Origin of the sequence: Pseudoalteromonas denitrificans DSM 6059 (assembly GCF_900112265.1) — a bacterium.
Lineage (GTDB): Bacteria > Pseudomonadota > Gammaproteobacteria > Enterobacterales > Alteromonadaceae > Pseudoalteromonas > Pseudoalteromonas denitrificans.
The window spans coordinates 21,941-28,944 of the sequence record NZ_FOLO01000065.1; the positions used below are offsets into that span (position 1 = coordinate 21,941).

Annotated in this window: 10 protein-coding genes; 5 read left to right on the plus strand and 5 right to left on the minus strand. The window is 32.9% G+C overall.

Annotation, left to right across the window (positions count from 1 at the left end):
* Positions 1-7: 7 nt before the first annotated feature.
* Together BM088_RS23615 and BM088_RS23620 are read right to left on the minus strand one after the other, a co-directional pair.
* Positions 8-712: an ABC transporter ATP-binding protein gene (locus BM088_RS23615; RefSeq protein WP_091990715.1), complete on the minus strand. Its 705-nt coding sequence runs from the start codon at positions 710-712 to the stop codon at positions 8-10.
* 40 nt (positions 713-752) lie between these two features.
* Entirely contained in the window at positions 753-2,009 is a 1,257-nt protein-coding gene (locus tag BM088_RS23620) for an efflux RND transporter periplasmic adaptor subunit (RefSeq protein ID WP_091990718.1), read from the minus strand.
* Positions 2,010-2,255: 246 nt separating this feature from the next.
* Here BM088_RS23620 and BM088_RS23625 point away from each other — a divergent pair, with 246 nt between their 5' ends.
* Positions 2,256-2,642: a hypothetical protein gene (locus BM088_RS23625; protein ID WP_091990720.1), complete on the plus strand. Its 387-nt coding sequence runs from the start codon at positions 2,256-2,258 to the stop codon at positions 2,640-2,642.
* A gap of 59 nt (positions 2,643-2,701) precedes the next feature.
* Positions 2,702-2,926 (plus strand): hypothetical protein, encoded by a 225-nt coding sequence (locus BM088_RS23630; RefSeq protein ID WP_091990723.1) that lies wholly within the window; start codon positions 2,702-2,704, stop codon positions 2,924-2,926.
* 26 nt (positions 2,927-2,952) lie between these two features.
* On the opposite strand, the gene BM088_RS23635 is transcribed toward BM088_RS23630, so the two are convergent.
* The gene (locus BM088_RS23635; RefSeq protein ID WP_091990726.1) at positions 2,953-3,705 is read right to left on the minus strand and encodes a substrate-binding periplasmic protein; all 753 of its coding nucleotides are present in this window, start codon (positions 3,703-3,705) and stop codon (positions 2,953-2,955) included.
* A gap of 225 nt (positions 3,706-3,930) precedes the next feature.
* Between BM088_RS23635 and BM088_RS23640 the strand changes: the two genes are divergently transcribed.
* Complete coding sequence (locus BM088_RS23640; RefSeq protein WP_091990728.1) at positions 3,931-4,821, plus strand: SIR2 family protein; 891 nt, start codon at positions 3,931-3,933, stop codon at positions 4,819-4,821.
* 37 nt (positions 4,822-4,858) lie between these two features.
* Here BM088_RS23640 and BM088_RS23645 read toward each other — a convergent pair whose 3' ends face one another.
* Positions 4,859-5,182, minus strand: a complete 324-nt coding sequence (locus BM088_RS23645; protein WP_177208157.1) for a helix-turn-helix domain-containing protein — start codon at positions 5,180-5,182, stop codon at positions 4,859-4,861.
* Between the two features lie 195 nt (positions 5,183-5,377).
* Between BM088_RS23645 and BM088_RS27410 the strand changes: the two genes are divergently transcribed.
* On the plus strand, positions 5,378-5,536 hold the full coding sequence (locus tag BM088_RS27410) for a hypothetical protein (RefSeq protein WP_177208158.1): 159 nt from the start codon (positions 5,378-5,380) through the stop codon (positions 5,534-5,536).
* 151 nt (positions 5,537-5,687) lie between these two features.
* Positions 5,688-5,828, plus strand: a complete 141-nt coding sequence (locus BM088_RS27065) for a hypothetical protein (protein ID WP_177208159.1) — start codon at positions 5,688-5,690, stop codon at positions 5,826-5,828.
* Here BM088_RS27065 and BM088_RS23650 read toward each other — a convergent pair.
* Positions 5,825-6,993 (minus strand): IS3 family transposase gene (locus tag BM088_RS23650; RefSeq protein ID WP_091990733.1). Its coding sequence is split into 2 segments (ribosomal slippage): positions 5,825-6,744 and positions 6,744-6,993, totalling 1,170 coding nucleotides; the frame shifts between segments, so codons are not numbered across the junction. The two genes, BM088_RS27065 and BM088_RS23650, sit on opposite strands and share 4 nt — an antisense overlap.
* Positions 6,994-7,004: the final 11 nt, after the last annotated feature.

The window sequence follows — 7,004 nt, forward strand, 5'->3', positions numbered from 1 at the left end:
ATTACCTTTACGCCGCTACAACTGATTTATTTTTATCAGAGACCACTTGGCCGTCTAATATTTCAATATTCCTATGAGCTTGCTCGGCTGAGCGAGGATCATGAGTAACCATGCAAATGGTTGTGCCTTTTGCATGTAACTTATCTAACAATGTCATCACTGCTGCCGCATTTTTAGAGTCTAAGTTACCCGTTGGTTCATCAGCTAAAATAATAGAGGGGTTACCTGCAATGGCTCTTGCAACAGCAACTCTTTGTTGCTGACCACCAGAGAGTTGTGATGGGAAGTGTTTCGCTCTGTGTGCCATATCAACTTGCAATAATGCATTTTTAACCATCTCTTTACGCTGACTTTTGTTTAAATCTTTACGATAAGTAAGTGGTAACTCAACATTTTCTTCAACATCTAAATCACTTATTAAGTTAAATGATTGGAAAATAAAACCAATTTCAGTATTACGAATCCGGGCCCTTTCTTGTTTTGAAATATCAGATACATCATGACTCGCTAACTGATAATGGCCACCTGTATTGGTATCTAATAAACCTAATAATGATAATAAAGTCGATTTACCGCAGCCTGAAGGGCCAGATATTGAGACATATTCACCTTTATTTATAATTAAGCTGATTTTACTTAATGCATGTGTTTCAACATCTTCGGTATAAAAAACTTTATCTATATTTTCTAATTTAATTAATATATTGCTCATAATTTTGTCCTTTGTATGTATCTTTAATTGGTTCTAATTGTTAGTTAATTCTTATCTTTTGATATGTTTCCCAGCTACTTGGATCAGATATAATGATTTTTTCACCCGTTTTTAAGCCACTGATGATTTCTATTTGGCTTATGGACCCTTGGCCTAAAGTGACGGTTACTTGTTCAGCAAAATTTCCATCTAAACTTAATTTATATAACAAAGATGTACTTTGGCTTTGTGCAAATAAAGGGCGGTTAATAAAGAGGGTATCTTTGACTTCTGAAATTTTTATTTCTCCATCAACCGTTAAATCAGGTCTGGCATCACTTGGTAAGTTGTCGGTAAATTCAACATCAACTTGTACGTTGCCATTCACAACTGCAGGGTCAACTCTTGATACTGTGCCTGTTACCTTGTTATTTCGTGTATCTATAATCACTTTTTGGCCAATTTTTACATCTCTAATTTGTAATTCAGGCACTTGTAATTCAGCTATTAAGGCATTTTGCTGCGCTAATTTAGCAATATTGCTGCCCATATTAATACGTTGTCCTGGTTCTACAGGTACTTCCTGCACTACACTATCGATTGTTGCAATGATTTGTAAGCTATCAACTTGTTGTTGCGCACGCTCTAAGGTTTTTTGCATTTTATTTAAACGCGCTTCACGGGCATTATTTTGAACTAAAATATTTTGCTGCATTTTAATGAGTCGGGCGTTTTGAATTTCTAAACGTTGACTTAATTGTATGGTTTCAAGGCGCGTTTTTTCATAATCTATTTTAGAAATGACTCCAGTACCACTTTGATATAATTGTTCTTGGGCATCTTGTTTCAGTTTACTACTTTCATAATTTAGTTTGGCATCAAGCTGTAAAGATTTTTGATCTAATAACAAGGCTTCTTGATTTACTTGGGCTGCTTTACTTTCTGCTAATTTAGCTTCGAGTTCCCATTTTGTTTCTTCAAGTAACTGCTCAAGTTGAGGATTGCTTAATAATACAATTAGGTCACCTTTATTTACTTGTTTACCAGCTTTGACTATCACTTTTTCAACACGTGCTTCAACACTTGCCGATAACCACTGAATATTATTAGGCACTAATAACCCTGTGCCTCTGACCGATACTGAAAATTCACCGCGCTTGACCTGATCAAAAATAAGTGTTTTAGAATCTACAGAAAAATCTGCCTGTGCTAAATACCATAAATAATATGCAGCTGGTGCAAAAACACTCAGAGCGAGTGCCCAAGGCAAAAAACCTTTAGGCATAGATTTTTTTTGTTTTGCTCTCGATATATCCAAAATATTACTCCACTGATAACAATCATATTACTTTGAACTGAATAGAGCAGAGAGTGTGCCATGTTTTTAAGTTGTTGAATAATATTGTGTTTTGTGTTTTTTGAGTGTGATTTTATTAGTAAGTCCCATGAGTGGGAAAGTGATTTTATTGAATATCCCATTCATGGGAAATTTATTTTTTTATGTGCGATAGTGATGGTATAAGGTAGGATATTAGAATATCTAAGTTATTTAAATGAGTTTGAAATGGAATATAAAGATCCTCGTAGTTTTCGTTGGGTTTTAATTAAAAAGGCGGTTGTTTTTCAACTAAAGCTAGGCGCTGATGCTATTAGGGATTTTATATTAAGCCCTATTGCGATGATTTTAGTTGTGGTTGATATTATTCTTGGCCATCATCAAGATCAAAGTTATTTTTTTAAAATGATGAAATATGGTAGGTTGAGTGATCATTGGATAAACTTATTTGATACTAAACAAGGGTTTGGCTTTGCAAAAAAGAAAAATGTAGATCATTGGATCTCTCAAGTTGAAAGTATTATATCTGAACAAGAAAGTACCGGTAAAATGAGCCAAGCAGCAAAGGTTAAAATAGATTTATATCTAGATAAAATTAGTCGGAATAAAAGTTAAGTTATGATAATTTTCATTGTACGGTAATAAAAATATTAAATATAATTATGCTAAAAAAAATGATAGGCATTACATCAATTACTCTATTGGTTGGCTGTTCAAATGAAGGTGATATTGAGCAAGTGAAGTTAGATAAACCCGTTATAAAAAACCTAGCTAAACAAAAAGAACATTTATTTCAATCGCAAGCATTGGCATTAGAAAAAGCAAAAGGTGTTCAATCTATGCTTGATGAGGCACAAAAAAACCAACAGAAAAAATTAAAAGAAGCCATCAATAATTAACTTAAAATATTTTAACAAGTGTTAAATTACATATTCCACTTGCTCATAATTTTTTGATAAGTCCCATTATTTTTAATTTCTATGAGTGCCAGAGACAATTGTTTGATTTTTTGGTCTGATGTATTTAATCCTGAGGTGATATAAAGCTCATTGGGGAAGTCGTTAAGCTCTATATATTGTTTAGTAAGGCTTGAGTCTAGTCCAATGCTCTTTAATTCTGTTTCTAGCGCAATTGTATTGGTGAGAATCAAATCGATGCGTTTTTTAAATAACATCCCCCACATTTGATTATAATTCACATTTAGATATAAATTATTTTGCGTTGAGAACCCCGAGTTTAGTAAATAAGATGCCGAATGATAGCCTCTGATAGTGCCAACAACCCAGTCTTTGGCATCTTCTAATGATTGAAGGTGAATATCATTTCTATTTTTAAGGCCAATTAAAAAAGCTTTATTCTTGTATATCTGTCCAACCCATTTAAATTTAGCTTCTCGGGTAGGGGTTTTAAGAAAAGAAAACATAAAAGTATTTGATTTTTTTATTGTTAAATCATGGCAACGTGCAAAAGGGAGGAGCTTAATATCGCCATTTAAGTTAGCTTGTTTTAAAACGGCTTTAACAACATCGACTAAAACACCAGCTGGTTGATTATCTGCTCCCATAAAGTGAAAAGGGGGGAGGGCTTCTGCAACAAAATGTAATTTTTGGGCATGTATACTCTTAGATAAGAAAGTACATAAAAATAGAAAGACATAAGTCAGTTTTAATCTTTGCATAGTCAATACCACTTACTTCATTGAAAATTATAAAAGATCTTTATTTAATAAAATTATATTATGTTGTTTCTTCATTTTAAAAAGATAAAAGTTACCAAATTATCAGCAGTAACCAAAAGAATAAACCCTCTTTCAAATTGAAGCAAGCATAATAAAGGTTCTTAAAATAGCCTTAAAAAGTAATTCAATATAAGATGCAAAAAATTTAAATGATAGATTCAAATTATGGATAATAATGCTTTATTAGTTGGGAATGATATTAATAATGTCGTAGATGGTAATTCTTGGGCTGAGTTATTAAGTGGCTTAACGCAATATTTGTCAATTAAAGTCGAGTTCCCAACTGAAAAACCATTTCCTTTAGCTTATGAAGAAATTTTTTTTAAAACGATTAAAAATACATCATTTAAAGAAGTTGATATCAAAAAGTATGTTGCGCAACATATTGAAAATATTCAACCTGGAATAATTCACAACTTGATTTTACGACTGGGTATAAAAGATATATTAACGACAAATTATGATTTATCACTAGAAAAATCAAAGCACAGTGATATTAAAAATATCGTTAATAAAGGTATCGTTTTAGAACAAAAGTATTCTCTTTTTAGAAAACACGTTGTAGAAAATACAAACTTTTGGCATATACATGGTTCATCGAGTGTACATAGATCTATTACACTTGGTTATGAGCATTACAGCGGTTATTTACAATATATGCGTAATTATATTGTTTCTGGAACGAAAGATACTTATAAAAAGAAAACCTTTAAGCCACTGTTAAAAAGAATTAAAGCAGAGACAGTTGAAAATGAAAGCTGGCTTGATTTATTTTTTACAAAAAACATTCATATCTTTGGTTTATCACTTGATTTTGTTGAATCAGATCTTTGGTGGTTACTTACTTTTAGAGAAAAAATGAAATGTGAGAAAAGATATCCAATCTATAATGAAATTTATTATTATATTCCCGTGGAGTTTGTAGTCGGTTCAAAAGCAAAAATTGATATGTTAGATAGTTTAGGCGTAAAAGTGATGCCTATTCATGGACATGCTTCAAGCAAACAGTTTTATTATGAAAATGTGATTGCTAGGATCGGGAGTTTTGTAAAATAGATTCAGATTATTGCACAAGATTCTAAAATCAGTTGTTTTACTCACTAAAATGATAGTGAGAAGGAGGGGTTCCCATTAAAGTCGTAAATGCTTTTGAAAAGTGAGCTAAGTCAAAATAACCCAACTGGTGTGATAATTCTGTAAGGCTGACTTTATTACTCGTATTTAACTTATCTAAAGCATCCATCATTCTATATCGCTCAATAACCCACTTTGGTGGTTGGCCTATATGCGTTTCAAATAATCTTTGTAAGGTGCGTTTGGTTATTGAAAATTCATGTGTAATTTGATTTATAAAAATACAGTTTTTATTGGTTTTTATATATTTAACTATTTGCCTTGTCAGAATCGATTTTGTCAATAAGAATTCTTGAATGAATATTTTATCGTTTTTGTGAAATACACATCTATTTGTTAATTCAACAGGTATGTATCATTCAAATTAACCCAAAATCACTGAAATTGACCATTGAACATTTTAGTAAAGCTAAATGACGCACTTCATCTATTATTCGATTCAACAGCAAATATGTTTAGCGTAAATAAGGGAAATAAAATGAATACTTCAAGCGCAATCGAACTTTATGCAACCTCAATTTTTGGTGGTTTAGTAATGAGTGTTTTAACTTTCAATGGCATGGCATCTGCTGTTGCTTTAGGGACAGTTATTGCAAGTTCAGTTATTACAGCGGCTTACGTATTTGCTCGACGATAAAATTTAATTTTTAATCAGTCATCATGCGCAAAAAACACAACCTTAAAGGTTGTGTTTTTTGTTTGTTAAAATAAAAACTGTAATTATTTGCACTCTATTGAGGTTAATAGTTTAATCATAAGTAGTTGGTTGCATTAAAAATTGAGTACAAGTGAATATTTTACTAATAGAAGATGAATCTGCTATTGCAGATACTTTAATTCACGTATTGGCGTTAGATGGATTTAATGTCAATTGGGTTGATACTGGCGAAGCAGTGACCTGGTCAACTAAATTCAGTCACCCTAGTTAAGCAACCATTTTTAATTCTTTATTCAATAATTCAAATTTATTTGGACTTTGGTAACCCAGATAAGAATGAAGTCTGTGGCTGTTGTACCACATGCTTATATAATTCAGTATATCCTGCTGTGCTTCATAGCGTGTTTCATAGTTGCGCCAGTGAACGCGTTCTTGCTTTAAACTACCAAAGAAACTTTCTGCAACAGCATTATCCCAGCAACAGCCTTTTTTACTCATGCTACCAATAAAGCCATTTGATTTAAGTAATCGACGATATTGGTGGCTAGCATATTGAACCCCTTGATCTGAATGAACTATCAGTCCTGCCTTGGGTTGTCGTTGCCAAATAGCCATCGTTAAGGCATCACAAACAAGCTGCGCTTTCATTCTAGAACCCATGCTCCAGCCAACGACCTTACGTGAATATAAATCAATCACGACACATAGATACAACCAACCTTCTGATGTCCAAACGTAGGTGATGTCACCTACCCACGCTTGATCTGGCGCAGCTACAGTAAAGTTCTGTTTAAGTTCATTTTGATATACGGGTTTGTTATGATCGCTGTTCGTTGTTGTTTTGTATTTCTTTTTATAGCGAACCCAAACATTCGCCTCTCTCATTAATTTAGCTGTTTTGCTTCGACTGACTGGAAAACTCAACGTATTTAGCACTTTTTTAATACGTCTAGCGCCGTATGTATTGTCACTAAATTTAGCTATATCTTTGATCAATTCAATCATTTCTTGATGAGCTAAATCATCAGGTTTATTTGATTTACGTTTTTGATAACTATAATAATTGTTACTTTTCACACCCAGTACATGGCACATTAAAACCACAGGCCAGATCTTCTTATGTTGGGCAATAAACGAATACTTTACTTCGTTTCTTTGGCAAAGAAGACCGTCGCTTTTTTTAATATCTCGCGCTCCATTTCGAGGCGTTTCACTTGAGCTTTTAAGTTGCGGATCTCTTCTTGCTCAGGTGTTAATTTCCCATTACCACGAAAAGCATGACCATCCTCATTTTCAGATTCTTTTATCCAACGACCAAGCATATTGGGATTAACGCCCAGATTTCTAGCGGCTTCTGCCTGCGAATAATTTTGTTCAACAACTAAGGCGATAGCATCAAGTTTAAATTCTTTTGAATATTTTTTACGTTTCGTCATTTTGGATCTCC